This window comes from Streptococcus mitis NCTC 12261 (assembly GCF_000148585.2).
Lineage (GTDB): Bacteria > Bacillota > Bacilli > Lactobacillales > Streptococcaceae > Streptococcus > Streptococcus mitis.
Genome location: NZ_CP028414.1, coordinates 255,398 through 270,697, shown reverse-complemented (window position 1 = coordinate 270,697; position 15,300 = coordinate 255,398). Strand labels below are relative to the sequence as shown.

The 15,300-nt window shown below is 43.4% G+C and carries 15 protein-coding genes; 2 read left to right on the top strand and 13 right to left on the bottom strand.

Translation table 11 applies throughout. From position 1 onward, the window contains the following. Positions 1–94 precede the first annotated feature (94 nt). From SM12261_RS01410 to SM12261_RS01375, 8 genes are all read right to left on the bottom strand, one after another. On the bottom strand, positions 95–1,036 hold the full coding sequence (locus SM12261_RS01410) for a 3'-5' exoribonuclease YhaM family protein (protein ID WP_000703213.1): 942 nt from the start codon (positions 1,034–1,036) through the stop codon (positions 95–97). Continuing rightward, a complete protein-coding gene (locus SM12261_RS01405) occupies positions 1,026–2,282 on the bottom strand; it encodes a DNA recombination protein RmuC (RefSeq protein WP_000444769.1) in 1,257 nt (418 codons plus the stop codon). Before SM12261_RS01405 ends, SM12261_RS01410 begins: the two co-directional genes overlap by 11 nt. A gap of 1 nt (position 2,283) precedes the next feature. After that, positions 2,284–2,946 (bottom strand): thiamine diphosphokinase, encoded by a 663-nt coding sequence (locus SM12261_RS01400; protein ID WP_000006127.1) that lies wholly within the window; start codon positions 2,944–2,946, stop codon positions 2,284–2,286. Beyond that, on the bottom strand, positions 2,909–3,565 hold the full coding sequence (gene rpe, locus SM12261_RS01395) for a ribulose-phosphate 3-epimerase (RefSeq protein ID WP_000084990.1): 657 nt from the start codon (positions 3,563–3,565) through the stop codon (positions 2,909–2,911). The genes SM12261_RS01400 and rpe overlap by 38 nt, the downstream gene beginning before the upstream one ends. A 10-nt stretch (positions 3,566–3,575) precedes the next feature. Next, complete coding sequence (gene rsgA, locus SM12261_RS01390; RefSeq protein WP_001162002.1) at positions 3,576–4,454, bottom strand: ribosome small subunit-dependent GTPase A; 879 nt, start codon at positions 4,452–4,454, stop codon at positions 3,576–3,578. Between the two features lies 1 nt (position 4,455). Next, positions 4,456–5,328 (bottom strand): 16S rRNA (adenine(1518)-N(6)/adenine(1519)-N(6))-dimethyltransferase RsmA, encoded by an 873-nt coding sequence (gene rsmA, locus SM12261_RS01385; protein ID WP_001216850.1) that lies wholly within the window; start codon positions 5,326–5,328, stop codon positions 4,456–4,458. A gap of 64 nt (positions 5,329–5,392) precedes the next feature. Continuing rightward, on the bottom strand, positions 5,393–5,959 hold the full coding sequence (gene rnmV, locus SM12261_RS01380; protein ID WP_000659993.1) for a ribonuclease M5: 567 nt from the start codon (positions 5,957–5,959) through the stop codon (positions 5,393–5,395). After that, a complete protein-coding gene (locus tag SM12261_RS01375; RefSeq protein ID WP_033684736.1) occupies positions 5,959–6,732 on the bottom strand; it encodes a TatD family hydrolase in 774 nt (257 codons plus the stop codon). The genes rnmV and SM12261_RS01375 overlap by 1 nt, the downstream gene beginning before the upstream one ends. Before the next feature lie 156 nt (positions 6,733–6,888). On the opposite strand from SM12261_RS01375, the gene SM12261_RS01365 reads away from it, so the two are divergent. Next, entirely contained in the window at positions 6,889–8,733 is a 1,845-nt protein-coding gene (locus SM12261_RS01365) for an APC family permease (RefSeq protein WP_000494451.1), read from the top strand. Between the two features lie 288 nt (positions 8,734–9,021). Here SM12261_RS01365 and SM12261_RS01355 read toward each other — a convergent pair whose 3' ends face one another. The 4 genes from SM12261_RS01355 to SM12261_RS01340 form a co-directional block, all read right to left on the bottom strand. After that, the gene (locus SM12261_RS01355) at positions 9,022–10,986 is read right to left on the bottom strand and encodes a peptide ABC transporter substrate-binding protein (RefSeq protein WP_000748905.1); all 1,965 of its coding nucleotides are present in this window, start codon (positions 10,984–10,986) and stop codon (positions 9,022–9,024) included. 138 nt (positions 10,987–11,124) lie between these two features. Further along, positions 11,125–11,259: a 50S ribosomal protein L34 gene (gene rpmH / locus SM12261_RS01350; protein ID WP_000831905.1), complete on the bottom strand. Its 135-nt coding sequence runs from the start codon at positions 11,257–11,259 to the stop codon at positions 11,125–11,127. A 144-nt stretch (positions 11,260–11,403) separates the two neighbouring features. Further along, positions 11,404–12,618, bottom strand: coding sequence for a pyridoxal phosphate-dependent aminotransferase (locus SM12261_RS01345; RefSeq protein WP_000666474.1), 1,215 nt, complete (start codon positions 12,616–12,618; stop codon positions 11,404–11,406). 156 nt (positions 12,619–12,774) lie between these two features. After that, positions 12,775–13,077 (bottom strand): hypothetical protein, encoded by a 303-nt coding sequence (locus tag SM12261_RS01340; protein WP_000977176.1) that lies wholly within the window; start codon positions 13,075–13,077, stop codon positions 12,775–12,777. 161 nt (positions 13,078–13,238) lie between these two features. On the opposite strand from SM12261_RS01340, the gene SM12261_RS01335 reads away from it, so the two are divergent. After that, entirely contained in the window at positions 13,239–13,691 is a 453-nt protein-coding gene (locus SM12261_RS01335) for a universal stress protein (protein WP_000079148.1), read from the top strand. Between the two features lie 215 nt (positions 13,692–13,906). Here SM12261_RS01335 and SM12261_RS01330 read toward each other — a convergent pair whose 3' ends face one another. Next, positions 13,907–15,298, bottom strand: coding sequence for a Cof-type HAD-IIB family hydrolase (locus tag SM12261_RS01330; RefSeq protein ID WP_078228369.1), 1,392 nt, complete (start codon positions 15,296–15,298; stop codon positions 13,907–13,909). Positions 15,299–15,300 lie beyond the last annotated feature (2 nt).

Below are 15,300 nucleotides of genomic sequence, written 5' to 3'. Positions count from 1 at the left end.
CACTTCATTTAATTTTGATATTTTATCTATTATACCATATTCACATAAAAAAACGAACATTCTTATCCTAAAAATGCTCGTTTTTCTTAAATTATTAATCTAAATCTGGTTTATAGAAGGAACGATTGTCCATAGCGAAGATTTTATTGGTCATCTCTCCTTTATCCACCAAAGCCAGAGCTGTTGACATCATCATCATGCTTGCATCCAGATTATCAATCATATGGATAATCTCTGCTTCCATAATGCGTGGACGGACTGGACTTCCATACTCAAGCAAGCCGTGGTGACTAAGGATGACGTGACGAAGCAGAACGACTTCTTCCTTGGTATCATCGATACCGAGTTCCATAACTGTCTTGGTAATTTCGCTATCAATCAAAGCAATATGCCCAAGAAGATTGCCTCGCACTGTGTACTCGGTCTGGTCTGGTCCCGTCAACTCGATGACCTTAGCCAAGTCATGCAGCATAATCCCCGCATAGAGCAGGCTCTTATTGAGCTGAGGATAAACTTCGCTAATAGCATCTGCCAAACGCACCATGGTCGCCGTATGATAGGCCAAACCCGTTTCAAAGGCATGGTGATTAGTCTTGGCAGCTGGATAGGAGTAGAATTCCTTATCATACTTGGTGTAGAGCTTTCGGACAATTCGTTGCCAGACAGGATTTTCAATTTTAAAAATCATTTGCGACATGTAGTCACGGATTTCCTTGACATCAACTGGTGACTTGACCTTGAAATCAGCTGGGTCATTGGGTTCACCAGGTTGAGGCAGGCGAAGGGTAATTTGATTGACTTGAGGGGTGTTGTTATAAACTTCTCGGCGTCCTTTCATGTGGACAACCTTACCTGCAGTATAGGCCTCAACGTTATGAGGTTGGGCATCCCAGAGTTTCCCTTCAATCTCGCCACTATCATCTTGGAAGGTAAAGGCTAGGTAGTTTTTCCCAGCTCGAGTTTGCCTCAGATCAGCTGACTTGATTAGGTAAAAACCTTCAAACAGCTCATCTTTTTTCATGTGACTAATCTTCATATTCTTCCTCATTTTCTTGGAAATGGAGTAGATCAAGCGCAGGCTCATCTTCTGACAACTCAATGTGACGGAGCGTCCGCTCGATAGCTATGGTACGACGGTTTAATAGTTCATCAATATTGCCAGAGGCATGTTGGAGGTGTTTTTGTGCCTTGACCAGAATGCCACCAAACTTGCCAAACTCGGTCTTAACGCTAGCAAGGGTCTTGCTGATATGGTCGGCACTCTTTTGGATATTGAGAGTCTTGAAGCCAACTGATAGGGAATTGAGGAGGGCTGACAGGGTACTTGGACCTGCGACAATAATCTGTTCCTCCCGTCTCAAATCATCAAAGAAAACCGGATTGCGGACAATTTCTGAGTAGAGACCTTCTGTTGGAACAAACAAGACTCCAAAATTGGTTGTCCGAGGCGGTGCTAGATACTTATTCCTGATATCCTTAGCAAAGCGCTTGACGCTTGCTAAAAGCGATTTACGACAGCGTTCAATCTCGTCCTTATCACCTGCTTCATAGGCTTCTTCTAGACGGTAATAATCTGCCAGTGGAAACTTAGAGTCAATTGGTAGGTAGACGTATTCCTGGTCGCCTTGTCCGGGCAACTTGATGGCATACTCCACTCGTTCACTAGAGTTTTCAACCGTTGCAAATTCTCTTTCGTACTGGGCAGGTGTCATGATGTCTTCGATGATTTGCCCCAGTTGCAATTCTCCAAGAATCCCTCGCGTTTTGGTTCCAGAGAGAACCTTGTTAAGGGCGCCGACATCACGGGCAACTGTCTGCATTTCTCCCAGGCCACGATTGACCGACTCCAGTTGTTTGGAAACTGTCTCAAAGGAAGCCTGCAAGCGTGTCTGTAAGGTCTTTTCTAGTTTTTCCTCGACTGTTTGGCGCATTTGTTCCAAGCGTTGCTCATTTGATTCCTGCAAGGCTTGGAGACGTTGGTCAGTCTTGTCTCTGGTTTGGAGGAGATTATCTGTCATTTCTTGACGAACCTGAGTCAGACCTTGGTGCAATTCAATTCTCACTTCTTGCAAACGGTCACTGACAGACACTTCCAAATCTTTTTGATCTAACTGGCTGGCTTGTCTTGCTTGTTCAAAGCGGTAATCCAACTGGTCTGACAAGTGATCTGCCTGATCCTCCAAGATCTTACTTAGATGTTTTTCCTGCTTATCCTGCCTTTGCCAAATCAGAAAGATACCAGCTAGGTTGGCAATCAATAATAGAACAAGTAAACTTTCCATCCTACCTCCTGTCCTTGCTATGCAGTACGACCACATAACCATCTGGGCAAGTCACCGAAACTTCCCTATCTATATATTCGTTAGAAGCGTACACTTTTTTAAAGAAAAAATTCTCCTCTGTCAACTCATACTTAGCTCCGAGAATAGTCAGCTGGCTATCCCGAACTGGCATAAAGGCTAGATAGTCGTAGTCTGAACGGGGTTCTAGCTGACTGGTCCCTTCTGGACAATAGGCAATCAAATTTTGCCCATCCTCAATTTCTATCTGGCGCATATAGGGCGCCAACTTAGGATTGCTAGGTAGAAAGACGTTAGCTAGCATATGATCAATACGACCACCCAAAGCACCGAAAATAGTAACCTGAGCCTGAGAATTTTGCTCAAAGATGGTTAAGAGAGCCAATTCCAGATCTGTATCATCTTTTTCTGGTCGGGCTTGAACAAAATGCTGGGCACGTTTTTGAATCACCTGTCGCTCTTCTGCAGTAACAGAATCAAAATCCCCAACTGCTAGAGCAAGAGGCAGCTTTTCTTCCAAGACCCAGAGCGAGCCTCGATCCACACCGACAAAGCAATCAAAGTCTGTCCGATAATGACCGCGGTCTCCGCCTGCAAAAACGGCAACCCTAGTCCAGTTGTTTTCTGAGAGTTTGTACTCGCTCATTGACATCTCCCTTAAAGACATAGGAACCTGCTACAAAAACGGTCGCACCAGCTTCTTTAGCTTGGGCAATAGTTTGGTCATCAATCCCACCATCCACTTCAATCTCAAAGTTCAAACCTTTTTCCTCACGAAGGGCAACCAACTCACGGACCTTATCCATGGTCTCTGGTAGAAAGGCTTGCCCACCAAAGCCTGGGTTAACTGTCATGACTAAGACTTGGTCAACTAGGTGAAGCACGTGCTTGATGGCTTCAACTGGTGTGCCAGGATTGATAACAACTGAAGGCTTAACTCCGAGTGAACGAATTTTTTGGAGGGCACCATGAATATGGGGCGTTGCTTCCACATGGATACTGATGATATCCGCACCTGCACGCGCAAAGTCTTCTAAATGATGCTCTGGATTAGCTACCATCAAGTGGCAGTCGAAGACCATCTTACTATGAGGACGAAGAGCTTCAACCACACCTGCACCAAAACTGATTTGCGGGACAAAATGGCCATCCATGATATCGATATGGGCATACTCTGCCCCAGTTGCTTCTAGACGTTTGATTTCACGTTCAAAGTTGGCATAATCTGCTGCCAGAATTGACGGAGCAATCTTGTATTGAGACATAGGTTTCTCCTTATTTTGGAATTTTTTTGCTGACTTTTTTATAGGTTTCTCTGCGATTTTCAATCTCACTGAGGAATTGCAGGTAGTTGTCAAAACGGAAGGGCGCAATGGTACCTTCTTCAACTGCTGGCTTAACCGCACAAGAAGGCTCATGGGTATGGGTACAAGTACGGAATTTGCAGTCTCGACTGACAGTGGCAATCTCTGGGAAGGCCTGATTGAGGTCTTCCGCCGTTGATACTTCATAATCCAAGGATGAAAAACCTGGTGTGTCTGCGATTTTACCCCCATTGAGATTATAAAAACTAACTGCTCGAGTAGTGTGGCGCCCGCGACCCAGACTGTCTGAAATTTCTCCTGTTTCAAGATTGAGGTCTGGTGCGATTTTATTGAGAAGAGTTGACTTCCCAACACCTGTCTGCCCCATAAAGACCGTAACCTTGCCTGTTAATAAAGGCAGGAGTGCCTCTTTACTGGTCACAAAGTCGTAGCCGATATTACCATAAGTCTGTTCATAAAAATCCAGTTCTTCTCTATCTTCCAACAAATCCATTTTAGAAATATAAACGATGGGATGGATTCCCTTGTGTTCCAAAAGAACCAAGAAACGATCCAGCAAATTGCTGTTAAAATCAGGTTCCTTGACGGACATGATTACTACAGCTTGGTCAATATTGACAATGGGCGGACGGACTAGGCTATTTTTGCGTTCGTGAATCTTGAGGATATAGCCTTCTGAATTTTCTTCGGCAGAAAAGTCGACCCAGTCCCCAACGTAAGGGGTATGACCTTTTTTACGGAAATTTCCACGCGCTCGTGTTTGATACACCTTGCCCTCACTTTCTACATAGTAGAACCCCGCCAAGGCTTTAATGATTTGTCCCTGCATCTTAGAGTCCTTGCCCTTTAAGTGCGTCTGCTAGGCTAGCAAACTCTGCCAAGCTGAGAGCTTCCCCACGTACACTTGGTGACAAGCCTGCTTGATCCAAAGCCTTGGTCAGCTTGTCCTTAACCTCTTCAGTCTTGCCAAAGTAACCTGTCAAGTTATTCCACAAGGTCTTGCGGCGATGGGTAAAACTAGCCTTGGAAACCTTAAAGAAGAAGTTCTCGTCTTCCACTGCTACGGCTGGCTCTGGACGACGCACCATTTTCAAGATGGCCGAATCCACATTTGGCGCTGGCACAAAGACCGTACGAGGCACGATAAAGGCAACCTTAGCTGTCATATAGTATTGAACAGCGATTGACAAGCTGCCATATGCCTTAGTGTTAGGCTGGGCTGAAATGCGGTCCGCCACTTCTTTTTGCATCATGACGACAAACTCACTAAACGGAATGCCACTTTCAATCAAGTGCATGAGAATAGGTGTCGTGATGTAGTATGGTAAGTTAGCTACTACCTTGATTGGCAGGTCAGGATTTTTAAAATTCTGGATATGTTGCGCCAAATTAACCTTGAGAATATCCTCGTTGACTACGGTCACATTGTCAAAATCACGCAAGGTATCTGCCAAAATAGGCACCAAACGGTGGTCGATCTCAAAGGCCATAACTTCTGCTGCACGCTCAGCCAAAAACTCCGTCAAGGCACCAATCCCTGGCCCGATTTCGATGACATTAACCTGGTCATCAATCTCAGCCGTATCCACGATTTTTTGAAGAATATTGGTATCCGTCAAGAAATTTTGCCCGAAGGACTTTTTAAAGGTAAAACCGTGACGCTCCAGCACTGCCTTGGTCACGCTGTAATCTGCAATTCTCATCTATTCTCTTTTCTATTATCTGTTACTTCTATTGTAACACATTCCCCTTACATTTGGGGTCTGCTTAGCTGTTCTCATAAGATTTCATAGCTTCTTCCACTTCTGCCAAGGTAACCCCAAACAACTCTAGGCGTTTGAGGAGTTGCTTGCCGTTGGAATAGCCAATTCGGAGAGCCTCTCCTAGATATTCTCGTCGCTTACGGCTGTCTGCCCCTGCTAGAAAACCAAGGCGAATCAAGTCGCTACGACTGATATCAAACTGACTCTCATGTTCAAATTGTTCTGTAATCTGAGCTAGAGCCATTTTCAGGTCTTCATAGCTGGCATGCTCAATTCCCAGAGAACGGCCCTTGGTCTTGGACTTGGGAACAGCTTCATCTCGTTTGAGGAAGGCATGCTGAACTGTTGGAATAGCCGTCATAATCATGCGACGAATCCGCTCCCCATTAAAATCTGGGTCTGTAAAGACAATGACTCCATGAAGCTCATGTAGGCGCTGAATACGTGCAATATCTTGCTCATTGATGGCAGAACCTCGTGTCTCATAGGTCTCTACATCGAAATAGCGTTTGAGATTGGCCGTATCATCGCGCCCTTCGACCACGATAACTTGGGAAATTTTTTCTTTCATTACTTGCTGTCCAATCCAAAAATTCGTTCTGCATTTGCAGTTGTTATCGCCGCTAGCTCTTCTGTCGTCATACCACGTAAGTCGGCGATAAAGTCCACTACATAGCGAGTGTAGGCTGTTTTATTTTCACGACCACGTTTAGGAACAGGAGCCAAGTAAGGCGCATCCGTCTCCACCAAAATCTTGTCCAAAGGAAGTTCTCTAGCCGCCTCTTGGATGTCGGTGGCCTTCTTAAAAGTCACCACTCCTGAGAAGGAAATAGTCATGCCAAGCGCGACAAACTTCTCTGCCCACTCAAGAGTCCCTGAAAATGAGTGCATAATCCCACCACGAGGACCAACGCCCTCACTTTTGATAATCTCATAGGTATCTTCCAGCGCATCACGAGTATGGACAACAAAAGGTAAATCCAAGTCCTTAGATAACTGAATCTGACGGCGAAAAACCTGCTCCTGCACCTCTTTTGGCGCTGTCATCCAATGGTAGTCCAAACCAATCTCACCTAAAGCAACAACCTTGGGATGCTTGAGCTTATCAAGCAAGTAGGCTTCAATCTCCTCCGTGTAAGTCCCTGCTTCTGTCGGATGCCAACCAATAGTCGCATAGAGCTGGTCATACTCATCTACCAACTCCAAGGCACGCTCAATCGTCGGTTTATCAAAACCAACAATATTCATCTGTGTCACACCCATCTCAGCAGCTAAGGCGATTTCTTCTGCCTCATGACCTGCAAATTCTTCTACATTCAAGTGTGTATGTGTATCAAAAATCATCTCTTCTAACCTCGTTTTCTATCTTCTATTATACCAAAAAACTGCCCTCTCTCCTCATCTGTACAAAATATTCTAAAATCCATCGTCGTCTCTTGACGCTATTTTCCCAAAGCAGTATAATAGCACTTATTGAAATTTTCAGAAAAGGAAAATACAATGTTTACAAAATTAAAACAGACCTTTATCGGTCGTCCTCTTAAGTCCTTAACAGAAGGCGAGGGAGGTCTGCTGGGAAAAATGCAGGCCTTGGCCATGTTGTCAAGCGACGCTCTATCTTCCATTGCCTATGGGCCTGAGCAAGTAGTCCTCGTCTTGGCTAGTCTCTCTCCTCTTGCGATATGGTGGAGTCTTCCTATCGGCCTCTTTGTCCTCCTACTCCTAGCTAGCCTGACCGTCTCCTACCGTCAAATCATCCATGCCTACCCTCAAGGAGGAGGGGCCTATATGGTTACTCGAGAAAATCTATCTCCCGAACTTGGCTTAATTGCTGGAGGTAGTCTGCTGGTTGACTACATGCTGACTGTGGCGGTATCGGTGTCATCTGGAGCCGATGCTATCACAGCAGCTCTCCCTGCTCTCCACCCTTACAACCTCCACATTTCCATTTTTCTAGTTTGTTTGCTTATGCTCTTGAATTTACGGGGCTTAAAAGAATCTGCCAGTTCACTGATGATTCCTGTCTATCTCTTTATCATCAGTACTGTCTTTCTCTTGCTCTATGGAATCTTTCAACTAGTAACTGGTTCTCTCAGCTATCAGGCAACTTCTCCTATCGGGCATGCTGTACCGAGTCTGTCTATCGTTCTCATTCTAAGAGCCTTTACCAGTGGTTCTGCCTCTCTGACAGGGGTTGAAGCTATTTCAAATGCCGTTCCCTTTTTCAAGGCTCCGAAAGAAAAGAATGCAGCTCAGACCTTGACCATCATGTCACTGATTTTAGGTTTTCTGTTTGCTGGTATTACCTTCCTAAACTACTGGATGGGAATTATGCCGCAACACGGAGAAACCATCCTCTCACAGATGGCTCAAGGTATCCTTGGTAATTCCTTCTTAGGCCACCTTGGCTATTATACCTTCCAATTCTCCACAGCCTTAATTTTGGCCGTAGCTGCAAATACCGGCTTTTCGGCCTTCCCTATGCTAGCTTACAATATGGCTAAAAACAAATACATGCCCCATCTCTTTATGGAAAAAGGAGACCGCCTAGGCTACTCTAATGGAATTTTAACTCTGGCATTTGGGGCTATGATTCTTCTTCTCATTTTTAATGGCAATACCGAACGTTTGATTCCCCTTTATACTATCGGGGTCTTCGTTCCCTTCGCCCTATCTCAGACTGGGATGATTCGCCATTGGAAAAAAGAAAAAGGGACAAATTTCTTAAAACCTGCCCTTGCCAATATCCTTGGAGCCATCATTTGCTACGCTATCGTGCTGATCCTGCTCTTTTTCCGTCTCAGTGATATCTGGCCTTTCTTCCCGATTATTCTCGTACTCACCCTACTTTTCTTGGCCATTCACAGTCATTACCAAAAAGTGGCCCAACAACTACGTCTCTATGAAGGCATCGAAAAACGTACCTACGATGGCAATCTTGTCCTCGTCCTAGTAGGAAATGTCACCCGAGTTAGCGTCGGAGCCATTAACTACGCTCAAAGTATCGGTGATGAAGTCTTAGCCATGCACATTTCTACTAAGGAAACAGCAGAGAAAGACCAAGAAATTCTCCAAGAATTTGCCGATTACTTCCCAACCATTACTCTGAAGAACATCAAGACCAGCTACCGCGACATCATCACCCCTACTGTCAAGTATGTCAAACGAATCTCTGAGGATGCCCAGAAAAAGAACTATACAGTCACTGTCCTGGTACCCCAGTTTATCCCTAATAAACCTTGGCAAAATATCCTGCACAATCAGATGAGTCTTAAACTCAAATACGCCCTTCGTTGGCACCAAGACGTCGTTGTCGCTAGCTACTCTTATCACTTAAAAGAATAAAGAAAAGGCCCTACCAGAAGCAAGAAGCGTCTGGTAAGGCCTTTTTCTGAATTCAGCCACTATGCTTATACTCAATGAAAATCAAAGAGCAAACTAGGAAGCTAGCCGCAGGCTGCTCAAAGCACTACTTTGAGGTCGTAGATGAAACTGACGAAGTCAGCTCAAAACACTGTTTTGAGGTTGCAGATAGAACTGACGAAGTCAGTAACCATATATACGGTAAGGCAACGCTGACGTGGTTTGAAGAGATTTTCGAAGAGTATTAACTGAAAAGCATGACTAGGAATATTATTGAATATGGTTAGCTAAATCTTCCTGAGCTTTTTTATTTGACTCAGCTTTTTCTTTCAGCCATTTTTCATAGAGTTCTTGATACTGTTTAGCAGTGACTGGCTCTTTTTGCAATTCAACATATTTGTAGTTGTCAGCATTTCCCTTATGACCAACGAATGAGAATGGGCCTGTAAACGGTACAGTCTTACGGAAGATTGGGTTAGCTCCACCACTTTGAACTGGTAGGAAGAGGGCACTATCTGTCAACCAAGCTTGGGCTTCAGCATATTTTTCATAGCGAGCTTGAGTATCTGTGATTTCCGCATCAGCCTGATCCAAGAGTTTCTTGTAGTCAGAAAGACCAATCTTGTTCTTGACTTCCTTGTCTTTTCCTTCAGACAAGCCCATGTTTTTCAACTGAGAACCTGTCTCTGGATCAAGAATAGCTAGGTAAGTCTTAGGATCTGAGTAGTCTCCACCCCATCCTGAGATGTCGATATCGTAGTCTTTTTGTTCTGCTGTATCTGCAAAGTAGGTTGCCTGGTCTTTTTCATCTGGAGAAAGTTGGATAACATCGATAACTACATTCTCCTTACCAAGAGTTTCTTCTACTGTTTGTTTGAAAGAGCCAGCCTGTTGCACATCTAATTTGGCAGTCTGGTCAACTGGCATATCCAAATGAATTGGGAAGGTTACTCCTTGAGCTTGCAGACTTTCTTTGGCCTTGGCAAACTTCTCTTTGGCCTTTTCAGGATTCAAGAAGGCTTGCTTACCATCGTTTAGGTTGATATTTGCCCAATCTTTACCGTAGTTGACAATTTTCTCATTGACAATGTCACCGAAGTTCTTATCACCAACTTGAACAAAGTTACTTGGTGTAATCGTATTACGCAAGATACGGTCTGCTCCATCTTCACCATTTGTCTGCGCTGCATAGGCATGACGGTCAAAGGCAAAGTTGATAGCCTGACGGAAATCTTTATTTTGCATAGCTGCGCGTGAATCCGTCTTTTCCTTATCAGACTGTTTCATAGTCTGCTTGTAGCTTTGACGATTCACGTTGAAAAGATAATAGAAAGTAACTGAGTTTTGCGGTGTGTAGGTAATCTTGTCCTCATTCCCCTTCTTGAGTTCAGCAAAGACTGAACTTGTTGGGAAGATACGGCCATCTGTATAGTTACCATCCAAGAAACCTCTAGCAATGCTGTCTTGGTCAGAACCGTCAAAGAAAGAGAGTTTCACTTTCTCGATTTTAACATTGTCCTTATCCCAGTAATTAGGGTTTTTGTCAAGTTCAATCAAAGATTTGGATGTGAATGATTTAAATAAGTAAGGACCATTTGACAAGATACTTGATGGTGTCACACTTCCAAAGTCATCTCCCTGAGACTTCAAGAAGGCTTCATTTACAGGACTAAGGATACTTGCTGTTGTTTTAGAGTTCCAATAAGTCTCAGGTTGGTTGAGAGTGTATTGTAGCGTGTAATCATCCACTGCCTTAACACCAACAGTTGCAAAATCAGATGATTTCCCTTCAACATAGTCTGCTAGTCCCTTGATAGAGTCTTGAACCAAGTACAAGTTCTCAGCTTTTTTATCAGCCGCATACTTGAGACCAGTCACAAAATCATGAGCCGTCACATCCGCATACTCTTCTCCTTCAGAAGTGTACCATTTAGCTCCCTGACGGATTTTATAAGTGTAAGTCAAACCATCTTTTGACACGGTCCATGACTCAGCCATAGAGGGGATGAGATTGCCATACTGGTCATTTTCCAACAAACCATCAACCAAGTTGGTTGTGATACTAGATGTAGAGTCTCGTGTAGAGGTAATGTAATCCAAGGTATCAGGGTTGCTGACAAAGATATAAGAGTATGTCTTGTCAGCATTGCTTGATTGAGATGACCCGCATGCCGCTAGAGCTAGACCTGCTGTCAAAGCCATAGCTCCAAAAAGCATAACTTTTGATTTCTTCATGATTATTCTCCATTTTTTACAGTATGTGAAATATTATACACTATTTGAGCAAAAATATAAAGCCTTTTTGAACTTTTTTACAAAAATAAAAATCAGTAGACTCGAGTTCCTACTGATTTTTGTTATGGTTCGTTTGGATTATGCAGCCAAAACTTTGCGTCCTTTACGACGACGAGCTGCCAATACGCGACGACCGTTTTTAGTTGACATACGGTTACGGAATCCGTGTTTGCGCGCACGACGAAGTTTACTTGGTTGATAAGTACGTTTCACGATGAATACCTCCTCATAGATTTTGTATTCGTTTAGCCGGCTATAAAGTGATCAGTTACTAAACATACTTTACTATTCTATCTGATTCTTTCACTTTTGTCAATAGCTCTAGGCAAATGTTTCCAGCTTTTTCGAATGTAAGCCCTATCTACGATACTGTTTCAAGAAACGAGTCATCTTTTCTTGGATTTGGGCTAGTTCATCAACACGAGGAAGGTAAACGATACGGAAGTGGTCTGGTTCCTGCCAGTTAAAGCCTCGACCATGAACCAAGAGAACCTTTTCCTGCTTCAAGAAATCAAGGACAAACTGTTCATCATCATCGATACGGTACATATTGCGGTCGATTTTAGGGAAGATATAGAGTCCAGCCTTGGGTTTAACGGCAGACAAACCTGGAATATCTTGAATGGCATTGTAGATGAAGTTTCTTTGCTCGTAAATTCGTCCACCTGGAAGGAGCAATTCATCAACTGATTGGTGACCACCCAAGGAAGTTTGTACGACTTGTTGGGCCAAAACGTTAGAGCAAAGACGCATATTGGACAGCATATTGAGCCCTTCGATATAGCCTTTAACATGTGTCTTAGGTCCAGACAAGACCATCCAACCTACACGGAAGCCAGCAATACGGTGGGATTTTGATAAACCATTCATGCTGACACAGAAGACATCTGGTGCCAAGCTCGCCACAGGCGTATGCACGTGTCCATCCATGACCATGCGGTCGTAAATTTCATCCGCAAAGATAATCAAATCGTTTTGACGGGCAATCTCAATAATTTCCAGCAAGAGTTCTTTAGGATAAAGGGCTCCAGTTGGGTTGTTTGGATTGATAAGGACGATTGCCTTGGTATTGGAAGTGATTTTTGACTTGATATCGTCAATATCTGGGTACCATTCTGCAACTTCATCACAGATATAGTGAACGGCATTTCCTCCAGCTAGGCTGACAGCCGCTGTCCAAAGAGGATAGTCTGGCATTGGCACCAAGACCTCGTCTCCATTGTCCAAAAGCCCCTGCATGGACATGACAATCAACTCACTAACACCATTTCCAAGATAAATATCATCAATATCTACATTTGGGAATTTCTTCAGTTGACAATACTGCATAATAGCCTTACGGGCTGAGAAAATCCCCTTGGAGTCAGAATATCCTTCACTATCACGTGCATTCATAATCAAATCATGAATGACCTCGTCTGGCGCTGTAAAGCCAAATTCTGCTGGATTTCCTGTATTCAGACGTAAAATCTTTTCTCCGTTTGCTCGCATCCGCATGGCTTCTTCCAAAACAGGACCACGGATATCATAAGCAACATGCTCTAACTTACTAGACTTGTTATATTCTTTCATCTTGTTTCCTCAATTCATCGAGATAGTAACATTATACCACTAGAAAGGGATTGCGACAAGTTTACTGAAATGTGTTATTAAAATCCTACAGAAGAAAAACCTCACTAAGAGCGAGGTCAAGACAGGGGAGATAGCAGGTGTTTTGACAAAAAAACATCACATACCAAAAGATAAGCCTAGAAAAAGCAAGCCTAAAAAGGAGTCATAAAGAAGATTGAACATGAGGAAAAGTCCCCATATCATCAAGTAATCCCAACGCCCACTTCGTTTAGCGACTAGGAATAATACCAAATGGTAGAGTAAATGAAAGACTAAAAAGCCAACAAAACCTGGATAGAGAAGCGGAATTAGCTTCTCTAATTGCCAGATCATGATAACTTCTAGCAAGACTGAAACTAGGATGATTCCATAATAAAGGAAATTTGAATTTTTTGTTTCTTGAAAAGCGTTTTTCATCATTCTCCCTCCCTTCACTTCTTTCCTGCTATCCTTTCTTTTATTTTATCATATATTTATATAGATTTTAATCGCTAACATTCTTTTGAAAAATACTTTTTTTGCTTTACTTCTATAGTGAAAAGGTTTACAATTATAGTAAGAAAATTTCAGGAGGTTTCATTATGGCACAACGTTACCAAAATATCATGGTCGCAATCGATGGTTCTAAAGAAGCGGACTTGGCTTTTGTCAAGGGAGTTCATTCTGCTCTACGAAACGACGCTAAACTCACCATCGCCCATGTCATTGACACACGCGCACTCCAAAGCGTATCCACCTTTGATGCTGAAGTTTACGAAGAACTCCAAGTCGACGCTGAAAGTTTGATGAAAGAGTACGAAAAACGTGCTAAAGATGCTGGTGTGGCAGATGTTCATATCGTCATTGAAATGGGAAATCCAAAGACCCTACTAGCGCGTACCATTCCCGATGCTGAAGAAGTGGACCTCATCCTTGTTGGCGCAACTGGCCTCAACGCCTTTGAACGCCTCTTGGTCGGTTCTTCATCTGAATACATTCTCCGCCATGCTAAGGTCGATTTGCTGGTTGTGAGAGAACAAGAGAAAACTTTGTAATAACGAAGAAAAGGAGCTAGAAGCTCCTTTTTGTTTACTGTTTATACTTCAAACCACGTCAACGTCGCCTTGCCATATATATATGTTACTGACTTCGTCAGTTCTATCTGCAACCTCAAAACAGTGTTTTGAGCTGACTTCGTCAGTTCTATCTACAACCTCAAAGCAGTGCTTTGAGCAGCCTGCGGCTAGTTTCCTAGTTTACTCTTTGATTTTCATTGAGTATTATTTCTCTCTTTATGGCGCTCATAAGCCTTGAGCTGGCGCTGCAGTTCCTTTTTAATAGCAGGTTCTGGAGCATATTTTTCTTCCCAATCATCTGGTTTTAAGATTTTATGGGTCACTGGATCAAAGTGAGCCTTGCCATCTGGGAAAATTTTCCCCATATTAGCCTGATGGACGATATCAAAAATACGTTCTGGGTCCACCCCCATCAAGACAAAACTACCGTAGGTAAAGTAAAGCGTGTCAATCAGGGCATCTACCTGACCTATCAAATCTTGCTGAGCAGGCGTCTTCTTAGCCACTTTATCGGCCGCCTTATCAAGAGCTTGATGAAGTTGCGATAGAGCTTGACCAAAGTCCTCTTCAGAAGGACTGGCAGCTCGAACAAACTCTACCAATTCTTCTATTTTAAAGCCAGCCCTGTGGGTTGCACCTTCTAAATCCCAAGCTCGAGGTTCTTCTTGGGTCCGTTCATCCATCATGTGGTGGAAGGTCTTGACCTTATTGAAATGATAATCACGGCTGACAAAGACTTTTTCTGAAGCCAAAACACCAAAATGTTCCAGTGCCTTGTGGATTCCGTCTTGTTGATTGCTAGTGGTAATGTGCTTGGCAACTTCCTTGACACTGCTACTACCATTTCCCATAGCAACCGACATCCCAACGCCTGCCAGCATTTCAAGATCGTTATCGGAGTCACCAAAGGCCATGACTTGGTTGAGGTCAAAGCCATATTCTTTTCCAACTCGGCGAATACCTTCCAATTTAGAGTTTCCTTGATTGATGACATCCGCTGCAAAAGGATTGCTACGTGTCAATTTCAAATCTTCAAAATCAGCTGCCGCCTTCTCAGATTCTTCTGGCGTCATCAGCATCAAAACTTGGTAGATAGGCTGATTGATCAGATGAAGCAGATCTTCTTCCTTTTGGGGAACAACCTTGCTGACCATACGATTAAAGGAATGACTCACCGTCCGAGTTAAAACAGAGGGAACGAAGCGACTGATTCGTTGGGAAAAAGAACCCAAACCAAAGGACATGATTTTAGAACCTAACATGGCATCCTTGGTCCCTAGAGCAATCTCCTTACCCTCTTTTTTAGCATAAGTAATGAGCTGGCGCAAATGTAACTTGGAAATAGGGCTCGTAAACAAGACTCTGTCTTTATTAAAGATATACTGGCCATTGTAAGTTACCGCAAAGTCCAGATCCAAATCGTCCATCAATTCCTTAACAAAAAAAGGTCCTCGACCTGTCGCTACGCCGACAAGTACCCCTTGCTCTTTGACGATTTTAATCGCGTCCTTAGTGGATTTCAAAACACTCTTGTGATCGTTGACCAAGGTTCCATCGATATCAAAAAAAACAGCTTTGACTTCCATCC